The organism is Aliiroseovarius conchicola, assembly GCF_041403445.1.
GTDB lineage: Bacteria > Pseudomonadota > Alphaproteobacteria > Rhodobacterales > Rhodobacteraceae > Aliiroseovarius > Aliiroseovarius conchicola.
This window is the reverse complement of the sequence record NZ_JBGEHL010000009.1, coordinates 132,577-152,892: the sequence shown is the minus strand read 5'-3', so window position 1 is coordinate 152,892 and position 20,316 is coordinate 132,577. Positions and strand designations below refer to the sequence as shown.

Genomic DNA, 20,316 nt, shown 5'->3' with positions numbered 1-20,316 from the left:
CCTGGAAGTCACCAAAATACTTGGTGATCGCCGCCGTCAGCGTCGTCTTGCCGTGGTCAACGTGGCCGATTGTGCCGATGTTGACGTGCGGTTTGGAGCGTTCAAACTTTTCCTTAGCCATGATGGCCTCCTATTATGCTGATCGCCGGGCAAGGCCATCCCTGCCCGGCTTGTTCGATTAGGCGAATTTCGCCTGAATTTCGTCCGAGATGTTCTGCGGAACCGGATCGTAATGCGAGAACTGCATCGTGAACTGCGCGCGGCCCGAAGACATGGAGCGCAGGGTGTTGATGTAGCCAAACATGTTCGCCAGCGGTACGTTCGCATCAATTGCAATCGCGTTGCCGCGTGGCTCTTGACCCGAAACTTGACCACGACGTGAGGTCAGGTCGCCGATGATCCCGCCGGTGTATTCCTCGGGCGTGATCACTTCCACTTTCATGATCGGCTCAAGCAGCTTGGCACCAGCCAGACGCATACCTTCGCGCATTGCCATACGGCCTGCAATTTCAAAGGCAAGAACCGACGAGTCAACATCGTGGAATTTACCGTCGATCAGGGCAACCTTGAAGTCGATCACTGGGAAGCCAGCCAAAGGCCCGCTGTCCATAACCGACTGGATGCCTTTTTCAACACCAGGGATGTATTCCTTCGGAACAGCACCACCAACGATGCGGCTTTCGAACGAGTAACCTTCACCAGCTTCGGTCGGAGAGATGATCATTTTCACCTCAGCGTACTGACCCGAACCACCCGACTGTTTCTTGTGGGTGTAGGTGTGCTCAACCTCTTTCGAGATCGTCTCACGATACGCAACCTGCGGGGCACCGATGTTGGCTTCCACTTTGAATTCACGCTTCAGGCGGTCAACCAGAATGTCCAAGTGAAGTTCGCCCATGCCTTTCATGATGGTCTGACCGCTTTCGATGTCAGTTTCCACACGGAAGGACGGGTCTTCGGCGGCCAAACGGCCCAGACCCTGGCTCATCTTCTCTTGGTCAGCCTTGGTTTTCGGCTCAACCGCGATCTCGATCACGGGATCAGGGAAGGTCATGGTTTCCAGAACCACCGGATCGTTGACGGCACAGATCGTGTCGCCTGTGGTGGTGTCTTTCAGACCTGCCAGTGCGATAATGTCGCCCGCAAACGCTTCCGTGATTTCTTCACGGTCGTTTGAGTGCATCATCATCATACGACCTACGCGCTCTTTCTTACCTTTGGTCGAGTTCAAAAGCGTGTCGCCTTTGTTCAGGACACCCGAGTAGATGCGGGTAAAGGTCAGCGAGCCAACGAAGGGGTCGTTCATGATTTTGAACGCAAGACCCGAGAACGCCATGTTGTCGTCCGCACGGCGGGCGATGTCACGGGTTTCAGTATCGTCACCGGGTTTGAAGCCCATGTAATCAACAACGTCCAGCGGGCTGGGCAGATAGTCGATCACAGCGTTAAGCAGAGGCTGAACGCCTTTGTTTTTGAACGCTGAGCCACCCAGAACAGGAACGAATGCCAGATCCAGAGTACCCTTACGCAGAAGTTTGCGCAGGGTTGGAACGTCAGGCTCGTTACCTTCCAGGTATTCCATCATCGCGTCGTCGTCCATTTCGACGGCCGCTTCGATCATCTTACCGCGCCATTCGTCGGCCATGTCAGACAGCTCTGCGCGGATCGGTGCTTTGATCCACGATGCGCCAAGGTCTTCACCCTGCCACAGCCATTCTTCCATATTCACGAGGTCGATCAAGCCTTCCAGCTCGGTCTCTGCGCCGATTGGAATACCAACCGGAACAGCGCGCGCACCGGTGCGGTCTTCGATCATCTCAACACAGTTGAAGAAGTCAGCGCCGATTTTGTCCATCTTGTTGACGAACACCATACGCGGAACCTTGTAGCGGTCAGCTTGACGCCACACAGTTTCTGTTTGGGGCTCAACGCCGGCGTTGGCGTCCAGAACACAGACAGCACCATCAAGCACAGCCAGCGAACGCTCAACTTCAATGGTGAAGTCAACGTGGCCGGGAGTGTCGATGATGTTCAGGCGGTGCTTGGGCGTGTCAGCAGTTTCGCCATCTTCGGTGCGTTCCCAGAATGTGGTGGTCGCAGCCGACGTGATGGTGATCCCGCGTTCCTGCTCCTGCTCCATCCAGTCCATGGTGGCTGCACCATCGTGCACCTCACCAATGTTGTGGGATTTGCCGGTGTAGTACAGGATACGCTCGGAGCAGGTGGTTTTACCTGCGTCGATGTGAGCCATGATGCCGAAGTTACGGTACAGCTCGAGCGGATATTCGCGTGCCATGGTTTTCTTCCTTCCTTGGCTTTACCAGCGGTAATGGCTGAACGCTTTGTTGGCGTCGGCCATTTTGTGGGTGTCTTCGCGTTTCTTAACGGCGGTACCGCGCGCATTCACAGCATCCAGAAGTTCGCCAGCAAGACGCTCTTCCATGGTGTTTTCGTTGCGGTTACGGGCAGCAGTGATCAACCAGCGGATTGCCAAAGCTTCACGGCGCTCGGGGCGCACTTCAACTGGAACCTGGTAGGTGGCACCACCAACACGACGCGAGCGAACTTCGACCGACGGTTTGATGTTGTCCAGCGCTTCGTGGAACACTTCCACAGGGGCGCGCTTGATCTTGTCTTCAACACGATCCAACGCGTTGTAAACGATTTTTTCAGCAACCGATTTTTTACCATCGATCATCAAGTTGTTCATGAACTTGCTCAGCACACGATCGCCAAATTTGGCGTCGGGCAGGATTTCGCGCTTTTCAGCAGCGTGACGACGAGACATTCTGAGATCTCCTTACTTCGGACGCTTGGCGCCGTATTTCGAACGACGTTGCTTACGGTCTTTGACGCCCTGGGTATCCAGAACACCGCGAACGATGTGGTAACGGACACCCGGAAGGTCTTTTACACGACCGCCACGGATCAGAACCACAGAGTGCTCCTGAAGGTTGTGGCTTTCGCCGCCGATGTAGCTGATGACCTCAAAACCATTGGTCAGGCGCACTTTGGCAACCTTACGCATGGCCGAGTTCGGCTTTTTCGGTGTGGTTGTATAAACACGCGTGCAAACGCCACGTTTTTGGGGGCATGACTCCAGGTGCATCGACTTGGAGCGCTTGATTTTAGGCTGGCGCGGTTTGCGGATCAGCTGTTGAATCGTTGGCATAGGGTTCGTTTCCCGTTTCTCAACATATGTGTGCGCGGGTGTCCCCGAGCGGTTAACATTTCCTCGCCCCACGCGTCCGCAAAGCGAAAATCCGCGAGCGTTTCCATTCCGAGGCAAACGTCGCGGTTGGTTCACAGAGGATCAGTGCTTCAAAGTAGCGCTGAACTTGATCCCTCAATACTGAAGAGCCGGACTGACCCGGCTGGATGACGCGCGTATATGGGGAGTCGTCGGTTCTGTCAACAGGCAGCACATGCAGGGAAGAACCCGATGGTTGCTGGACCGCGAATTTGCTCGTTCAGGCTTGGCGCCGGGCCATCTGCCGCTCGCGAAACAGCGTGAACATTCCCATGGCAACAACGATCCCCGCCCCAATGAAGGTCAAACTGTCCGGCCATTCTCCAAACACCACCAACCCAAGGATCAACGCCCAGACCAAGCCGGTGTATCGAAACGGAGCGATGAAGCCGATATTGCCGACACGCATCACCATGACCGCAAATAGGTATCCCATAAAGACAAACACCGCGGCTGCGCACAGCACCAGAACGCTTGAGGGTGTGATTGGTGCCCATTCCACTCCGGCAGAAGCCGCACCGAAAGACAATGTAATAAACGCCGCCGCAACGAAAGCCACCGTCATCGAGGGTGTTGTTGGCGACATCTTACGGACAATGAGGTCGCGAAACGTAATGAAGACGACGGCGATTAGCGCATAGATCGACCAGACAGAGAACCCGTCACCTCCGGGTTGGATGATCAATAGAACACCAACAAATCCGCCCAAGATCGCCGTCAATCGGCGCCAGCCGAGGGGTTCAGAGATAAAGACCCATGCCGCAAGTGTGACGGTCAGCGGCAAGACCTGCAATACAGCCGTTACATTGGCGATGGGCATGTTGAACAGCGCGGTCAGGAAGCAATAGGTTGCGCCCGCCTCAGCGATGGAGCGCAAGATCACTAACGTCCACTCTCGGCGTCCCAACTTGAAGTTCATCGCACCTAGCGCAACTCCCAACCCGTAAAGTAGGGCGCAAGTTATTATTCCGCGCAAAAAAACGGCTTGCGACAGGGGTAGATCGCCGGCCAAGGCCTTCATACAGACATCGTTGAACGTGAACCCAGCCATAGAGCCGGACATCAAAATCGCGCCCTTCATGTTGTCTGATAGTGACATACCAACTTTCGCCATAGCTCGTTTGAGGTTCCGGTAGCGGCCAAATCAGGCGGGCGCCGGACAGACCGAACTAGCCATGGAACTGGGTCTCATGCAAACAAAAAGCCCCACCGCTTGGGGTGGGGCTTTTCAGTGTTGTTTCCGTACCGATCAGGGTTGTTCTGATCCGCCGAACTCTGGCGTTTCAACCAAGCCGCTCTCATTTTCCGAGACATCGCCGAACACGTCATCGGCCGGTGCGGCCAATGCGGCAGCCTTCTCGGCTTCAGCGCGGGCTTCTTCGATGACCTTCATGTCACGAGCCTGAGCGATCGAGCGAACACGCTGCGTTGCCCCACCTGTACCTGCCGGGATCAGGCGACCAACGATGACGTTCTCTTTCAGACCAACCAGCTTGTCGCGCTTACCTTGGACAGAAGCCTCGGTCAGAACGCGGGTGGTTTCCTGGAACGACGCCGCCGAGATGAACGAACGTGTTTGCAGCGAAGCTTTGGTGATCCCCAAGAGGATCGGCTCGCCCGATGCCAGACGACGACCTTCGGCTGCTGCCTTTTCGTTGGCAGCATCGAACTCGGCCTTGTCGACATGTTCGCCCTTCAGAAGCGTGGTCTCGCCCGAATCCAAGATCTCCCACTTTTGCAGCATCTGGCGAACGATCACCTCGATGTGCTTGTCGTTGATCTTAACACCTTGCAGGCGATAGACGTCCTGAACTTCGTCGATCATGTAGTCAGCCAGCGCTTCGACACCCATGATGGACAGGATGTCATGTGGCGCGGGGTTACCGTCCATGAGGTATTCGCCCTTCTGGATGAAGTCACCTTCCGCGACCGGAATGTGCTTACCCTTGGGCACCATGTATTCGACGGGCTCCATGCTTTCATCAGCTGGCTCGATCGAGATGCGACGCTTGTTCTTGTAGTCGCGGCCAAAGCGCACGTAACCATCGATTTCGGCGATGATCGCGTGATCTTTCGGACGACGTGCTTCGAACAGTTCGGCAACACGCGGCAGACCACCGGTGATGTCTTTTGTCTTTGCACCTTCACGCGGGATACGCGCGATCACGTCACCGGCTTTGACTTTCGTACCGTCTTCAATCGACAGAATAGCGTCAACCGACATGGTGTATGTGACAGGGTTTCCGGCGTCATTGCGCACGGGTTCGCCATCTTCATCTACCATGATCAGCTCAGGCTTCAGTTCGTTGCCTTTCGGTGCCGAACGCCAGTCGATCACGATCTTCTGAGTCATGCCAGTTGCATCATCGGTTTCGTCACGGACCGAAATACCGCTGACAAGATCAACGAACTTAACCGTTCCATCTTTCTCGGCGATCATCGGCAACGTGTATGGATCCCACTCAAACAACTTGTCGCCGCGGGCAATTTTTGCACCGTCTTTGACATGCAGTTTAGAGCCATAACCCAGTTTGAAGGTCGCACGTTCAGCGTTGTTCTCGTCGATGATCGCAAGGACCATATTACGGCCCATCACGACGATCTCGCCATCACGGTTTTCCAGAACATTCGCGTTGCGATATTCGATCTTACCGTCTTGACCAGCTTCCTGGAACGACTGTTGACCACCTTGTGCAACACCGCCGATGTGGAAGGTCCGCATCGTTAGCTGAGTACCAGGTTCACCGATTGACTGTGCCGCAATGATACCGACAGCTTCGCCTGTGTTCACACGCGTACCGCGTGCAAGGTCACGACCGTAGCAGTTGGCGCAAACGCCCTCTTCAGCCTCACAAGTCAGCGGGCTACGCATACGCACAGTCGCTACACCCGAAGCTTCGATCTCGTCCGCTTTGCGTTCGTCGATCAGTTCGTTCTTGGCCACAATCACCTCTTCGGTGCCGGGGACCAGAACGTCTTCAGCAACAACGCGACCCAGAACACGTTCGCCCAGTGTGGCGACAACCTCACCGTCGTTAACGGCGGCTTCGGCTGTGATCGAGTTCTCGGTTCCACAATCGACCATACGGACGATACAGTCCTGCGCGACGTCGACAAGACGACGGGTCAGGTAACCGGAGTTCGCAGTTTTCAGAGCGGTATCTGACAGACCCTTACGGGCACCGTGGGTCGAGTTGAAGTACTCAAGAACGGTCAGACCTTCTTTAAAGTTCGAGATAATCGGCGTTTCGATAATCTCGCCCGAAGGCTTGGCCATCAGGCCGCGCATGCCGCCCAGCTGCTTCATCTGCGTCACAGAACCACGCGCACCGGAGTGGGCCATCATGTAAACCGAGTTCGGTTCGGCTTCGGCGCCATCTTCGTCACGCTTGGCGGACGAGATGGTGTCCATCATGGCGTCGGTGACCTTGTCGTTACATTTCGACCAGGCATCGACAACCTTGTTGTACTTCTCGCCCAGAGTGATCAGGCCGTCCATATACTGTTGTTCGAACCCTTTCACCTGACTGCGCGTGTCATCCACGATCGGCCATTTGGTTTCAGGAATAACCATGTCATCCTTACCGAACGAGATGCCAGCCTTGAACGCTTCTTTGAAGCCCATGGACATGATCTGGTCACAGAAGATAACGGACTCTTTCTGACCGCAGTAACGATAGACAGTGTCGATGACCTGCTGAACTTCCTTCTTACGAAGAAGGCGGTTCACCAGCTCGAACGGAGCCTTGTTGTTCGTTGGCAGAAGCGCGCCAAGACGGACCCGACCCGGTGTCGTGTCGAACCGCACCATGACCGTGTTACCCTCTTCGTCTACCTGTGGCAGACGCGCCTGAACTTTGGCGTGCAGATGCACTTCACCAGCGTCCAAAGCGTGGATCACTTCGTCAACATCAGCGAAGACCATGCCTTCGCCCTTCATGCCGTCACGCTCCATCGAGATGTAGTAAAGGCCAAGGATCATATCCTGCGACGGAACGATGATCGGTGCGCCGTTTGCGGGCGACAGAACGTTGTTCGTCGACATCATCAGGACACGTGCTTCCAGCTGGGCTTCCAGCGAAAGCGGCACGTGAACAGCCATTTGGTCGCCGTCGAAGTCAGCGTTAAACGCCGAACAAACAAGCGGGTGCAACTGGATGGCTTTACCTTCGATCAGAACCGGTTCGAACGCCTGAATGCCAAGACGGTGCAACGTAGGCGCACGGTTCAGCATGACGGGATGTTCGCGGATCACTTCGTCCAAGATATCCCAAACTTCGGGACGTTCTTTTTCCACCAATTTCTTGGCCTGCTTCACAGTGGAAGACAGACCTTTGGCTTCAAGACGCGAGTAGATGAACGGCTTGAACAGCTCGAGCGCCATCTTCTTGGGCAAACCACATTGGTGCAGCTTCAACTCAGGCCCGGTCACAATGACCGAACGACCCGAGAAGTCGACGCGTTTACCCAAAAGGTTCTGACGGAAGCGACCCTGCTTGCCTTTCAGCATGTCGGACAGCGACTTCAGCGGGCGCTTGTTGGCACCCGTGATGACGCGACCACGACGGCCGTTGTCAAACAGCGCATCCACAGATTCCTGCAACATCCGCTTTTCGTTGCGGACGATGATGTCGGGCGCGCGAAGCTCGATCAGGCGCTTCAGACGGTTGTTCCGGTTGATCACGCGGCGATACAGATCGTTCAGATCCGAGGTCGCGAAACGGCCACCATCCAGCGGCACCAGCGGGCGCAGCTCTGGCGGGATAACCGGGATCACGGTCAGGATCATCCATTCGGGACGGTTGCCCGATTCAATGAAGCTTTCAACGATCTTCAAACGCTTGATGATCTTCTTGGGCTTCAATTCGCCGGTGGCTTCGGCCAGATCAGCACGCAGCTGTTCTGCTTCGGCTTCAAGATCGATCGCCGACAGCATTTCGCGGATCGCTTCAGCGCCGATATTGGCGGTGAAGGCATCCATGCCGAAGGTGTCTTGGGCATCCATGTACTCTTCTTCGGTCATCAACTGACCGTAAGAAAGGTCTGTCAGACCGGGTTCGATCACCACGTAGTTCTCGAAGTAAAGAATACGTTCAAGATCACGAAGGGTCATGTCCAGCATCAGGCCGATGCGCGATGGCAACGACTTCAGGAACCAAATGTGAGCGACAGGGGCTGCCAGCTCAATATGGCCCATACGCTCGCGGCGTACTTTCTGAAGGGTAACTTCCACGCCACATTTCTCGCAGACAACGCCGCGATACTTCATGCGCTTATATTTACCGCACAGGCATTCGTAATCTTTGACGGGGCCAAAGATACGAGCACAGAACAGACCGTCGCGTTCAGGTTTGAACGTACGGTAGTTGATGGTCTCGGGCTTTTTGATCTCGCCGTACGACCATGAAAGAATCCGTTCCGGGCTGGCCAGCGACACTTTGATTTCATCAAAGGTCTTAGGGGCCGCCAGCGGGTTGAACGGGTTGGTTGTCAGTTCCTGGTTCATCTTGCGTTCCTTACATTAAGGGAAGGGGGGAAGGGTTAAGGCAGGGCGCCTTAATCCTCGCCCTCCGCATCCAGGAGTTCCATGTTAAGGCCGAGGCCGCGGACTTCTTTGACAAGAACGTTGAACGATTCCGGCACGCCGGCCTCAAAATTGTCCTCGCCTTTGACGATGCTTTCATAGACTTTCGTCCGTCCGGCAACGTCATCCGACTTGACCGTGAGCATTTCCTGCAGCGTGTAGGCCGCGCCATATGCTTCCAAAGCCCAGACTTCCATCTCACCGAAGCGCTGTCCGCCGAACTGCGCCTTACCACCCAGCGGCTGCTGAGTAACAAGCGAGTACGGACCAGTTGAACGCGCGTGGATTTTGTCGTCCACAAGGTGGTGCAGTTTCAGAAGATACTTCACACCCACCGTCACTTTGCGCGAGAACTGTTCGCCGGTACGGCCGTCGAACAGAACCGATTGGCCAGAAGTGTCGAACCCGGCACGCGTCAGCGCGTCGTTCACGTCAGCTTCTTTCGCACCGTCAAAGACGGGCGTAGCAATCGGCACACCGCGCGTCACGTTGGACGCTGCATCAACCAATGTGTCCTCGTCCATGTCCGAGATGCCTTCTTCGTAGACATCATCGCCATAAGCGATACGCATGGCTTCGCGAACCGGGGTCAGATCGCCAGAGCGGCGATATTCACCCAGAGCTTCATCCACGTTCAGACCCAGACCGCGTGCGGCCCAACCCATGTGGGTTTCAAGGATCTGACCAACGTTCATACGCGAAGGCACACCCAGTGGGTTCAGACAGAAGTCAACCGGCGTACCGTCGGCAAGGAACGGCATGTCTTCCATCGGTACTACCTTGGAAATAACACCTTTGTTCCCGTGACGACCGGCCATCTTATCACCCGGCTGAAGCTTACGCTTCACGGCGATAAAGACTTTTACCATCTTCATCACACCCGGAGGCAGATCATCACCACGACGGACTTTTTCGACCTTGTCTTCAAAACGAGCGTCCAATGCACGTTTCTGCACTTCGAACTGTTCGTTCAGTGCTTCAACGATTTTCGCATCGTCTTCGTCTTCAAGGGCAAGTTGCCACCACTGACCGCGCGACAGCGTTTCCAGCAGATCTTCGGTGATGATCGAACCAGACTTAACGCCTTTCGGACCTTTCACCGCTTGCTTGCCAAGGATCATGCCCTTTAGGCGGCCGTAGATGTTGCGCTCAAGGATATGAAGCTCGTCATCGCGGTCACGTGCAAGGCTTTCGACCTCTTCACGTTCGATCTGAAGCGCACGTTCGTCTTTTTCCACACCGTGGCGGTTAAAGACGCGTACTTCCACAACCGTGCCGAAGTCGCCTGGCTTTACGCGAAGCGAGGTGTCACGAACATCCGATGCTTTCTCACCAAAGATGGCGCGCAGAAGCTTTTCTTCCGGCGTCATCGGGCTTTCGCCTTTTGGTGTGATCTTACCGACCAGAATATCGCCCGGCTCAACGTCCGCGCCGATGTATACGATGCCAGCCTCGTCGAGGTTGCGCAGCGCTTCTTCACCGACGTTTGGAATGTCGCGAGTGATTTCTTCTGGCCCAAGCTTCGTGTCACGGGCGGCAACTTCAAATTCTTCGATGTGCACCGAAGTGAAGACGTCGTCACGCGCGATACGCTCAGAGATCAGGATCGAGTCCTCGTAGTTGTAACCGTTCCAAGGCATGAACGCGACGACCACGTTTTTACCCAGAGCCAGTTCACCCATATCTGTCGAAGGACCATCCGCGATGACCTCTTCTTTCGATACGCGCTGACCTACTTTCACCAACGGACGTTGGTTGATGCAGGTGTTCTGGTTCGAACGTTGGAACTTGCGCAGACGATAGATGTCTACACCCGCGTCACCCAGACCAAGGTCTTCGGTGGCACGTACAACGATACGCGTTGCGTCAACTTGGTCGATCACACCGCCACGCTTGGCCTGAATGGCAGCGCCGGAGTCGATGGCAACCTTGCCCTCGATACCAGTCCCAACATACGGAGCCTCGGCACGCAGAAGCGGAACCGCCTGACGTTGCATGTTCGATCCCATCAGCGCGCGGTTGGCGTCGTCATTTTCCAGGAATGGAATAAGCGAAGCGGCAACCGATACCAGCTGCTTGGGTGACACATCGATCAGATCCACGTTTTCACGCGGTGACATCAGGTAGTCACCGGATTGACGTGTGTTCACCAGATCGTTCTCGAAGCGGCCTTTTTCGTCGAGATGCGCGTTGGCCTGAGCCACTGTGTGACGCATTTCTTCGGTCGCGGACATGTAGTGTACTTCGTCCGTAACCTGACCGTCTTTCACAACACGGTAAGGTGTTTCGATGAAGCCATACTTGTTCACACGGGCAAAAGTCGCCAGCGAGTTGATCAGACCAATGTTTGGCCCTTCCGGCGTTTCAATCGGACACATACGACCGTAGTGAGTTGTGTGAACGTCACGCACCTCAAAACCAGCACGTTCGCGGGTCAGACCGCCAGGCCCAAGCGCCGACAGGCGGCGTTTGTGGGTGACTTCTGACAGCGGGTTGGTTTGGTCCATGAACTGCGACAGCTGCGAAGAGCCGAAGAATTCACGAACAGCCGCAGCAGCAGGTTTCGCGTTGATCAAGTCTTGCGGCATGACGGTGTCGATTTCGACGGACGACATACGCTCTTTGATCGCGCGCTCCATACGCAGAAGGCCAACACGGTACTGATTTTCCATCAGTTCGCCGACCGAACGCACACGACGGTTGCCCAAGTGGTCAATATCGTCGATGTCGCCTTTGCCGTCACGCAGCATCACCAGCGCTTTGATACAAGCCACGATATCTTCGCGGCGCAGCGTACGCTGAGTGTCTTCTGCATCGAGAGCCAGACGCATGTTCATTTTCACGCGACCAACGGCCGACAGATCATAACGCTCGCTATCAAAGAACAGCGTGTCGAACAGGTTAGAAGCTGCTTCAACCGTGGGCGGTTCGCCCGGGCGCATCACGCGGTAGATGTCCATAAGCGCGGTGTCGCGACCCATGTTCTTGTCTGCCGCCATCGTGTTGCGGATGTAGGGGCCAACATTGACGTTGTCGATGTCCAGAACCGGGATGTCATTGATACCCGCATCCATCAGCTCTTTCAGCGACCCGCCAATCAGCTCACCATCTTTGTCGTGCTCAAGCGTCAGCTCGTCACCGGCTTCGACATAGATTGCGCCGGTGTCTTCGTTGATGATGTCTTTGGCCACATAGCGACCAACGATGGCATCAAATGGAACCAACAGATCGATGTCTTTGCCATCTTCCATCAGTTTCTTTACGGCACGCGGTGTGATTTTCTTGCCGGCTTCGGCAATCACTTCGCCTGTCTTGGCGTTGATCAGATCCTGCACCGGGCGGGTGCCTGCAACACGCTCGGGGAAGAACTTGGTTACCCAACCCTTGTTCTTCTTCAGTTTGAACTGAACAGTATCATAATAGGCATCCATGATACCTTCTTGATCCAGACCCAGTGCATAAAGCAGCGTGGTGACAGGCAATTTGCGGCGACGGTCGATGCGCGCAAAGACGATGTCTTTTGCGTCAAATTCGAAGTCGAGCCACGAGCCACGGTAAGGAATAATACGGCAGGCGAACAAAAGTTTACCGGACGAGTGTGTCTTACCTTTGTCATGGTCAAAGAAAACGCCCGGCGAACGGTGCATCTGCGACACGATCACACGCTCGGTGCCGTTCACAACAAACGTACCGTTCGGTGTCATCAAAGGCATATCGCCCATGAACACGTCTTGTTCCTTGATATCCTTGACAGACTTCGCGCCAGTATCCTCGTCGATATCGAACACGATCAAACGAAGCGTCACTTTCAAAGGCGCCGAGTATGTTAGGTCGCGCTGCTGGCACTCCTCAACATCAAACTTCGGCTCTTCCAGCTCGTATTTCACGAACTCCAGAATTGCGGTTTCGTTGAAATCCTTAATCGGGAAGACCGACTGGAAGACGGCATTAATGCCCTCGCCATCCATCGGTTCAAGTTGATCACCAGAGTTCAGGAACAAATCGTAAGAGCTTTTCTGAACCTCGATCAGGTTCGGCATCTCAAGCACTTCACGGATTTTACCGTAGTACTTACGCAAGCGTTTCTGGCCAAGATAGGACTGCGCCATAAGGTAATTACCTTTCATTTCTCAACTAATACGCCATCCGTCGGGTCACCGGCGACGCCTCGTCCGAGATTGGGGGTTCGGACCAATTCCCGGAAACCTTCCCAAGGGTTTCCTCCCGATCCATTGAACCTTTCCCAGGAAAAAACCCGCATATCTGCACAGGCCCTCTCCAAGACAGGTTCGGCTGGACCCAGATTTCTCCGGACCCAGCCATTTTTCGCGGGCCTAAACCGGCCCAAAAGCACGGGGCTTAGGCCAGCTCGACTTCTGCGCCAGCTGCTTCCAGCTTGGCTTTCACGTCTTCTGCTTCGGCTTTGTCCACGCCTTCTTTGATCTTGCCGCCTGCTTCTACCAGCTCTTTGGCTTCTTTCAGACCAAGACCAGTGATGCCGCGAACTTCTTTGATCACGTTGATTTTCGAGGCGCCAGCGTTCTTCAGAACGACGTCGAACTCGGTTTTTTCTTCAGCTGCTGCACCGCCGGCGTCGCCGCCTGCTGCCATTACAACTGCGCCGCCAGCGGCGGGCTCGATGCCATACTCGTCTTTGAGGATGGTTTTCAGTTCTTGTGCTTCGAGAAGGGTCAGACCCACGATCTCTTCAGCAAGTTTTTTCAGATCAGCCATTTGACTTCTTTCCGTATTTAGATGTGTTCCAACGAAGGGTGATGTTCCGCTACGCTGGTCTCAGATTGCTTAAGCAGCCTTGTCCTCGATTGTGGACAAGATGGATGCGATGTTCGAAGCAGGTGCGCCAATGGCTCCAGCGATGTTCGAAGCAGGTGCGCCAATGCAGCCAACGATCGAAGCAATAAGCTCGTCACGCGACGGCATAGCGGCAACAGCTTTAACACCGGCCGTATCCAGAGCGTTCTCACCCATAGCACCACCAAGAATAACGAGCTTGTCGTTGGTCTTGGCATAGCCATCCATGACCTTGGCCGCAGCCACAGGGTCTTCGGAATAAGCGAGAACGGTCATGCCTGTCAGAAGGTCGGCGATCGAAGCGGCCGGCTTATCTTCCAAGGCGATTTTGGCGAGCTTGTTCTTGGCAACACGCACCGACCCGCCAGCTTCGCGCATTTGCGAACGCAGGTCCTGCATCTCGGCAACCGTGAGACCCGCGTAGTGGGCAACCACTACAACGCCAGAGCTTTCAAAGATCTGGCCGAGTTCCTCGACCACTTTCTCTTTCTGGGCTCTATCCACAGTTTTACTCCAAGTATGGAGGGTCAGACCCTCCGGCTCATATTTCACCAGATTTTCAGAGAAAACCCGGCAATCGGGTCCGTTATACGGGTCCTTCGCAAAATCGCCTCGGGGCCGGTTGGCCGCGAGAATTCTTTTGTTCATTTCCCATCTCAGGCAGGAATTATGACCCTTGCGCGCGGTCGCTTTTCAGCTTGGCCCACCAGCGTCACCCACCGTCTCGGACGAAATGCAAAACAGCGCACGACGAATCGCACGCTGAACTGCATGGGTTATGTAGGACGTTTACCGGGGTTTTCCAACCCCTAATCCAGCGTTCGGTCAACACCGATCACCGTGATCTACCATGTTAGGCTAACACAAATAGTCACGGCACGCAAAAAACACCCTCAAAAACCAAGAAGGGCACCCATAAGGCGCCCTTCCGAATGACTCATGAAGTTCAGCAGGATTAGTTCCCTGTCGCGTTGTCCACCGAGATGGTGATGCCCGGACCCATGGTCGAGCTCAGCGCGATCTTCTTCATGTAGGTGCCCTTGGCGCCAGCAGGCTTGGCCTTCTGAACAGCCTCGATGAATGCGCGAACGTTCTCGACCAACTTGGCTTCGTCGAATGACGCTTTGCCAAGGCCAGCATGAACCACGCCGCCCTTTTCAGCTTTGAACTGAACTTCGCCACCTTTGGCGGCTTCCACGGCGGCTTTCACATCCATGGTCACGGTGCCAACTTTGGGGTTCGGCATCAGGTTGCGTGGCCCCAGAACTTTACCCAGACGACCAACGACGGGCATCATGTCTGGCGTTGCAATGCAACGATCAAACTCGATGGTGCCGCCTTGAACGGTTTCCATCAGATCCTCTGCACCAACGATGTCCGCGCCAGCCGCTTGAGCTTCTTCAGCCTTCGGGCCACGAGCGAACACGGCAACACGCATGGTTTTACCGGTGCCGTTCGGCAGGCCGATTACACCGCGAACCATTTGGTCTGCGTGGCGTGTATCAACGCCCAATGACATTGCGATTTCGATTGTCTCGTCGAACTTGGCTTTCGCGTTGCCCTTAACCAGAGCAACAGCCTCTTCAACTGTCAGGTTCTCTTTGCCGGCGAATGCTTCGCGGGCAGCTGTGGTACGTTTACCCAGTTTTGCCATCTTACTTCACCTCGATGCCCATAGAACGGGCTGAGCCCAGGATGATCTGCATCGCGGCTTCGATATCGTTCGCGTTCAGATCTTTCATTTTCGCTTCGGCGATTTCTTTCACCTGAGCGGCAGTCACCGAACCTACGGTTTCACGACCGGGGGTGTTTGCACCCGACTTCAGGCCAGCCGCTTTGATCAGGAAATAAGACGCAGGGGGCGTCTTGATGTCCATCGTGAACGACTTGTCCTGGTAATAGGTGATCACGGTTGGGCACGGCGCGCCGGGCTCCAGTTCCTGCGTCTTGGCGTTGAACGCTTTGCAGAATTCCATGATATTGATACCGCGTTGACCCAGTGCTGGGCCGACGGGCGGGCTTGGGTTGGCTTGACCTGCAGGAACCTGCAGCTTCATCGTGCCAGCTAGTTTTTTAGCCATTTGGCTTCTCCTTTAACAACAGCCTTGGGACGCGTCCCGCAGCCTTCTATTGTCGTGGTCTGGATTGGGGATCGCGATCCCTGCCCCTCCCACGCCCGCCCGAATGGGCGGCTCCACAATCAGGTCTGTTTCGTGACCTGCGTGTATTCCAGCTCGACCGGGGTGGCCCGGCCAAAAATTGATACCGTCACTTTCAGACGGCTGTTTTCTTCGTCCACTTCTTCGACCATTCCATCGAAACCTTCGAACGGACCATCTGTGACGGCGACCTTCTCGCCCACTTCGAAGTTGATCAAGGTGCGCGGCGCCTCGATACCTTCTTCGACACGGTTGAGGATTGCATTTACCTCGGCGTCGCGCATGGGCATCGGGCGGCCTTGAGGGCCCAGAAAACCTGTAACGCGATTGATCGATGTAATCAGGTGATAACCTTCGTCCGACATTTCCATATGGACCAACACATAGCCCGGCATAAAGCGACGTTCCGTCGTGACCTTTTTGCCGCGACGAACCTCAATCACCTCTTCGGTGGGGACCAGAACTTCGTCGATCTCGTCCACGAGACCTTTTTCTTCGACCGAAACCTTAATCGCTTCGGCGATCTTCTTTTCGAAGTTCGAGAGCACGCTCACCGAATACCACCGTTTCGCCATGTCAGCCTCTGCATTCTTGCGCCCAACGGGCCATTTCAATTCTGTTTCCGGGAACAAAAAAGCGGCGTGCAACTCGAATCGCCACACGCCCGTCCCGAAGTGACGCCCGAACTACCCCCGAAACGTGCTCATTTCAAGGGGTCAGATGATTTCTCAGCCAAACATTCCCAGCACAGCCGTCAGCCCGCTGCGAATGCCAAGATCCACCAGCGAAAAGAACAGCGCGGTAAGGGCCGCAAGCACAAAGACCATACCGGTGGTCAAGAACACTTCGCGACGCGTCGGCCATGTCACCTTTGACACTTCGGCTCGTACTTGCTGGATGAATTGCAGCGGATTCGTCATGTTCGTCTTCAGCCTCTTATGGGTCAGGCGGTCAATTACGCCCTACGCGCCCGGTTTTCAAGCCTCGTTGGCGTCCGAAAGCCTACTAATCCGCCAAATCGGCCGTGATCCGTCAAATTTGTTGGATAATGGCAGGGGCACCAGGGTTCGAACCCGGGACCTACGGTTTTGGAGACCGTCGCTCTACCAACTGAGCTATACCCCTAGGACCGACGCTGGGATTACAGACCTACGCGAGGGTTTTCAAGCGCTTTTGGTGACAATTGACGAAGAAAACGGACGGTGTTGGAATCTTCGTCTGTTTCCGTCACATCTGATGCGCTAAGCACAGAGGCACCATGATACGAGACACCAGCGAATTTGAGACCGCACCTTGGCAGGCTATTGAACCAAGTGAGTTCGAAGAAGCCAACAATGTGCCCACCATGTTGGCGCTCGAAGAACAGAAGCTTTACTACTGGCTGACATCGCACTGGGCGGACGATGTTGGTGCCGTCGTTGACCTCGGCTGTTTTGTTGGCGGCTCGACAGCACGACTTGCTGCGGGACACGCCCGCGCATGTCACAAAAGCTGGATACACGCCTATGACCGATTCTTAGCAAATGAGCGGACAAAAGAAGCCTATTTGTATCGCAACGGAATTGCCGAGTTCGACGGCGCAGACACCTATTGGCTGGCTCGCGACCTGCTTCACCCATGGGACGATCACATCACACTCCATCGCGGGGATATTCGGCACAAGGCCTGGGACGGCGACCCCATTGAGCTATTGATATTGGACGCTGCCAAATCTGATGAAAGAATCGACAATATTGCCGAGACGTTTTTTCCCCATCTCATTCCAGGGAAGTCATTGGTCATTCAGCAAGACTACTATCATTGGAAGCTTCCATGGATACCCGCGCAAATGCAGCGCATGCATCGGTGGTTTAAACCTATTGCGTATTGTCCCGACGACACCGTTATCTTCCTTAATACGAGACAGGTCGACGATCAGGCACTGGCCATTGGAAATATCGGCAAGCTTACCGACGCTGAGCTCCTGGCGTCGCTCAGGCGCTCCAACTGGCGCGGTGTTCCATGGCACAAGAGCCGTAGAATTCGCAAAATGATTAAGGTTCTTATCGCAAACCCTGGCGTCCGAATCGGGCACATGATGAGGCCACCGGACGATAGTGACAGTGAAATGTGACCGCATCTCTTGACCTCATTAAGCCCGTGAACAACTACGCCTGTTCGACAGACCAAAAGTGCGATCTCACTTTTTGTGGACTGGCCATCGCAGAGAACTGCAGAAACACCTAGATACCGAAAACCTGTTCCTGCCGTGCTATGAGCGGGCCGTATAATTACGGATTGGTGTTTTCCGCTTCACCTGCGATGAGTAAGCATGACGGTATCAAATCCAACCAGCTTTTGGCGTTACTTGCAGCTCTGGGCGTTCGCAGTTGCAGTGGTGCTGGGCGGTATGGCGGTTTATGAGCGTCAAAGTCTGGTTCGGGAACTAACCGTAAAAAGCGCCACGCTTCACCGTTTGGCGTCTCAGCGTGCTGATCAACATGATGCTCATCTGACATCACTATCTGCGATATTTGTGGCGGGAGGGCGCGAACGTCAGGACTTGTTCTTGGACGTTGCTGCAACGATCAGGCGCTTCTACTCCCGCATTTCTGCTGTGGATGTGATCCCGTTCGATCCATCGGAATCTGCGATCGAAACAGCCCCGGGTCTTAAGGCTGAGGATTCCGATCTGATCGTTCAGATGGCGCGCACCTCGACTGGAGCACTGAGCGTGCAGCAAATGCCGACGACACCAGACCACTATTTGGTCGTAAAGCGAACGCCCAACACAGATGCTGCCCGCCATGGGCTAGCGCTGTCGATTGATGCACAGGCGCTGGTCGCATCAGACGACCCTTTCTGGCAACGACCATCTGTGTCGCTTCGCCTTCTGACACCTGACGGTAAGAAAGTTCTGGTTGGCCAAGATGCACCTGAAACCGTTGGATTCACAAAACCTTTGGGCAGCAGCTCGCAACCCCTTATTCTTGAAACCGCTTTGACAATTCATCTGGCAGACCTCTTGCCGTTGGGTAAAACCTTGGTGGTCGTCGCCGTGACCACGGCCCTGTTTTTGCTCGTCGCGTTTGGCTACAGACAACGTTCGCGCAGAGCGGACGCGGAAAGCCGCGCGAGTCTTAGTGCACAAGAAACACGGCTGGCACATGCCTCGCGAGTCAATGCAATGGGCGAGATGGCAAGTGGGATGGCGCATGAACTGGCGCAGCCTTTGACTGCGATTTTAAGCCAGGCCCAAGCTGGACGACACTTGGCGCGGCGCAATGATGTCAAGCGGTTGGGCTCGGTGTTGGATGATACTGTGTCACAGGCACAGCGGGCTGCGGACATCCTTGATCGGCTAAGACGATGGAGCAAACCCAACAGGGCAGCCTCAACGCCGTGCGCATTGCACGACGCGATCCAAAGTGTTCAACGACTTTTGGCATCCGAGGTCAAAACCAAAGGGGCAAAAATTACGCTATCTCTTTGTGATTACTCGCCTTTGATTGAAGCTGACTCTGTCGAGCTGGAACAGGTTGTCTTCAACCTTGTCCGCAACGCACTTGATGCTTCTGAAGCGGCGCAAGTAACTATCAAAACCGAAATTATTGGGCGCAGCGCGATACTATATGTCATGGACAGTGGGCCGGGTGTGCCGGACGAGATTAAGGGCCGGTTGTTTGAGCCATTTGTAACGGGAAAACCCGAAGGAACCGGGCTTGGGCTTGCGCTGTGCCAGCGGCTGGTCGAGGAGATGGGCGGCGATATTGAATTGATTACTGACGCGACCGAAACGACTTTCCGCTTGTCGCTGCCGCTTTCTCCTACGATGATTTCAGGATGAGCAAACACGTCTATCTGGTCGATGACGACGAAGCCATTCGCAAAGCGCTTACCCTTCTGCTGGAAACAGTGGGCTTGGCCGTGCGCAGTTTTGCCTCGCCAGAAACATTTCTTTCCCACGCTGCGGACCTGACACCGGGATGTTTGATCCTTGATATCCGAATGCCGCAAATATCGGGGCTTAAGTTGCAAGAGAAATTGACCGATCAGGGCATAATATGGCCGACCGTGATCATTAGTGGGCATGGCGACATCAACGCCTGCAGACGCGCCTTTCGCAATGGCGCGATCGACTTCCTCAGCAAGCCCGTTGATGAACAGGATCTCATCGATGCAATCCAAAAAGGCCACGCCGCGCTTGAGGCGCAAAAGCAGGCCGTGGAGGAGCGTGCGGAATCTATCGCTCTGGTCGCCCTACTCTCCGCTCGCGAACAAGAGGTCATGGGCATGATTGCAAAAGGCCTGACAACAAAACTAATCGCGGATGCACTTGGCCTTTCACCACGCACTGTCGAAAGTCATCGGGCTGCGATTGCCACGAAGACAGGCACATCATCGGCTGCTGAGCTGACAAGATATTGGCTGGATGCGCAGGCCGATCCGTAGAACTACGGACATCGTCGCGTTGGCTACGAATAACACAGGGCCCCTGTTTGGCTTAGGCAAAGATCACAAGTCAAACAAAG

At 54.9% G+C, this 20,316-nt stretch carries 16 protein-coding genes and 1 tRNA gene; 3 read left to right on the top strand and 14 right to left on the bottom strand.

Translation table 11 applies throughout. The features are described 5' to 3' along the window. From V6N04_RS14720 to V6N04_RS14655, 14 genes are all read right to left on the bottom strand, one after another. On the bottom strand, positions 1 to 121 hold a 121-nt coding region (locus tag V6N04_RS14720), incomplete at its 3' end, for a GTP-binding protein (RefSeq protein WP_371170953.1). A gap of 57 nt (positions 122 to 178) precedes the next feature. After that, positions 179 to 2,296, bottom strand: a complete 2,118-nt coding sequence (gene fusA / locus V6N04_RS14715; RefSeq protein WP_371170950.1) for an elongation factor G — start codon at positions 2,294 to 2,296, stop codon at positions 179 to 181. 21 nt (positions 2,297 to 2,317) lie between these two features. After that, positions 2,318 to 2,788, bottom strand: coding sequence for a 30S ribosomal protein S7 (rpsG, locus tag V6N04_RS14710; RefSeq protein WP_371170949.1), 471 nt, complete (start codon positions 2,786 to 2,788; stop codon positions 2,318 to 2,320). A 12-nt stretch (positions 2,789 to 2,800) separates the two neighbouring features. After that, positions 2,801 to 3,172, bottom strand: coding sequence for a 30S ribosomal protein S12 (rpsL, locus tag V6N04_RS14705; protein ID WP_371170948.1), 372 nt, complete (start codon positions 3,170 to 3,172; stop codon positions 2,801 to 2,803). Between the two features lie 298 nt (positions 3,173 to 3,470). Next, positions 3,471 to 4,349, bottom strand: coding sequence for a DMT family transporter (locus V6N04_RS14700; RefSeq protein WP_371170947.1), 879 nt, complete (start codon positions 4,347 to 4,349; stop codon positions 3,471 to 3,473). Positions 4,350 to 4,499: 150 nt separating this feature from the next. Then, positions 4,500 to 8,756 carry a DNA-directed RNA polymerase subunit beta' gene (gene rpoC / locus V6N04_RS14695; protein ID WP_371170946.1) on the bottom strand — a complete coding sequence of 1,419 codons (4,257 nt, stop codon included), beginning with the start codon at positions 8,754 to 8,756 and terminating at the stop codon, positions 4,500 to 4,502. Positions 8,757 to 8,806: 50 nt separating this feature from the next. Beyond that, the gene (rpoB, locus tag V6N04_RS14690) at positions 8,807 to 12,943 is read right to left on the bottom strand and encodes a DNA-directed RNA polymerase subunit beta (protein WP_371170952.1); all 4,137 of its coding nucleotides are present in this window, start codon (positions 12,941 to 12,943) and stop codon (positions 8,807 to 8,809) included. Between the two features lie 250 nt (positions 12,944 to 13,193). Then, positions 13,194 to 13,568, bottom strand: a complete 375-nt coding sequence (gene rplL, locus V6N04_RS14685; RefSeq protein ID WP_133489708.1) for a 50S ribosomal protein L7/L12 — start codon at positions 13,566 to 13,568, stop codon at positions 13,194 to 13,196. Between the two features lie 69 nt (positions 13,569 to 13,637). Next, positions 13,638 to 14,150, bottom strand: coding sequence for a 50S ribosomal protein L10 (rplJ, locus tag V6N04_RS14680; protein ID WP_371170945.1), 513 nt, complete (start codon positions 14,148 to 14,150; stop codon positions 13,638 to 13,640). A 451-nt stretch (positions 14,151 to 14,601) separates the two neighbouring features. Continuing rightward, positions 14,602 to 15,300, bottom strand: coding sequence for a 50S ribosomal protein L1 (rplA, locus tag V6N04_RS14675; RefSeq protein ID WP_371170944.1), 699 nt, complete (start codon positions 15,298 to 15,300; stop codon positions 14,602 to 14,604). A gap of 1 nt (position 15,301) precedes the next feature. Continuing rightward, positions 15,302 to 15,727, bottom strand: a complete 426-nt coding sequence (gene rplK / locus V6N04_RS14670; RefSeq protein WP_371170943.1) for a 50S ribosomal protein L11 — start codon at positions 15,725 to 15,727, stop codon at positions 15,302 to 15,304. 119 nt (positions 15,728 to 15,846) lie between these two features. Then, complete coding sequence (nusG, locus tag V6N04_RS14665; RefSeq protein ID WP_371170942.1) at positions 15,847 to 16,380, bottom strand: transcription termination/antitermination protein NusG; 534 nt, start codon at positions 16,378 to 16,380, stop codon at positions 15,847 to 15,849. Positions 16,381 to 16,533: 153 nt separating this feature from the next. Continuing rightward, positions 16,534 to 16,725 (bottom strand): preprotein translocase subunit SecE, encoded by a 192-nt coding sequence (gene secE, locus V6N04_RS14660; protein WP_371170941.1) that lies wholly within the window; start codon positions 16,723 to 16,725, stop codon positions 16,534 to 16,536. A 129-nt stretch (positions 16,726 to 16,854) separates the two neighbouring features. Next, positions 16,855 to 16,930, bottom strand: a tRNA-Trp gene (locus V6N04_RS14655). A gap of 220 nt (positions 16,931 to 17,150) precedes the next feature. Between V6N04_RS14655 and V6N04_RS14650 the strand changes: the two genes are divergently transcribed. The 3 genes from V6N04_RS14650 (at position 17,151) to V6N04_RS14640 (ending at position 20,236) form a co-directional block, all read left to right on the top strand. Then, the gene (locus V6N04_RS14650) at positions 17,151 to 17,918 is read left to right on the top strand and encodes a class I SAM-dependent methyltransferase (protein WP_371170940.1); all 768 of its coding nucleotides are present in this window, start codon (positions 17,151 to 17,153) and stop codon (positions 17,916 to 17,918) included. A gap of 198 nt (positions 17,919 to 18,116) precedes the next feature. Then, on the top strand, positions 18,117 to 19,631 hold the full coding sequence (locus V6N04_RS14645; RefSeq protein WP_371170939.1) for a sensor histidine kinase: 1,515 nt from the start codon (positions 18,117 to 18,119) through the stop codon (positions 19,629 to 19,631). Further along, positions 19,628 to 20,236 carry a response regulator transcription factor gene (locus tag V6N04_RS14640; protein WP_371170938.1) on the top strand — a complete coding sequence of 203 codons (609 nt, stop codon included), beginning with the start codon at positions 19,628 to 19,630 and terminating at the stop codon, positions 20,234 to 20,236. The genes V6N04_RS14645 and V6N04_RS14640 overlap by 4 nt, the downstream gene beginning before the upstream one ends. Positions 20,237 to 20,316 lie beyond the last annotated feature (80 nt).